Below are 983 nucleotides of genomic sequence, written 5' to 3' on the forward strand. Positions count from 1 at the left end.
AATACATCAACGGCTTCTACAATCCACGCCGGCGGCACTCAGCCTTGGGATGGAAAAGCCCCTTGGCCTTCGAACGAAAGGTCGCTTAAGTGAGCAACCGGAGCGGCATGAAAGCGTGACAGGTCCATTGTGATCTTCCGTGATATCACACAGTTTGTGACCGAGAAGCCGCTTGCGGATCTCAAGGGGGCACTTCGGGCGCTTCAGTTCCACGTTGAAATGGGTGCGAAGCGAGTGGAAATCCCGGCGAGGGTCATAGACCCCTTCCTTGATGCGGTAATGGCCGAATATTTTGGTGAACGTGCCCGACAGCCGCCCCTTCGCCGCACATCTTTCGATGTCGGGGAACAGCCATTCCTGGCCTTTGCGGCGGCATTCCTCTACGTATCTCAAAAGACCGAGTTCGATCAGGTTTCTGTGGATCGGCACGATGCGGTAACTGCTTTCGCTCTTGAGGTGCTGACCTTCGCCCGACTGGATGCGGAAAATCGGTATGCCCTTTATGGTGTCGAAATCGTCAGTCTTCAGCTGCAAGACTTCTTCCTGGCGCAAACCGGAATGTGAGGCGATCAGGGTTGGCCAGAACACGTCATGCACGTCCTCGGCGGGAGCAAGGGGTTTGGTGAACGCCGTGGTGCTCAGAAGATCGGCAAGCTTGTCGCCCCAGGGCAGGCGCTTCATGTCCTTTTCCTCGGCCTTGAGCTTTTCCAGCTGCTTTGTCGTCCAGATGACGCGTTTCATGGCGTTCACAGGCGCCGCACCGTGATCGGCGACATGCGTGAACACGAACTGGATCGCTTGCATGTGCCGGTATGCGGTCGCGACGCGAACCCGCGCGACGCGTGCCCTGGCACGATGAACCGCCCCGGGTTTACCGGAGAGTAAAACTCTCCAAGGATGAGCCCTATGACACAGAGAAAACCCACCCCGTCCTACACGGCTGAATTTCGCGCACGCGGCGTTCGGCTTTTCAAAGAGAACCG

The 983-nt window shown here is 57.4% G+C and carries 1 pseudogene; it reads right to left on the reverse strand.

Features of this window, described 5'->3' with window-relative positions:
* Nucleotides 1–198 precede the first annotated feature (198 nt).
* Nucleotides 199–804: pseudogene (locus tag C8265_RS19860) on the reverse strand (tyrosine-type recombinase/integrase); the annotation flags it as partial.
* Nucleotides 805–983 lie beyond the last annotated feature (179 nt).

Source organism: Oceaniglobus ichthyenteri (assembly GCF_003057885.1).
GTDB classification, from domain to species: domain Bacteria; phylum Pseudomonadota; class Alphaproteobacteria; order Rhodobacterales; family Rhodobacteraceae; genus Oceaniglobus; species Oceaniglobus ichthyenteri.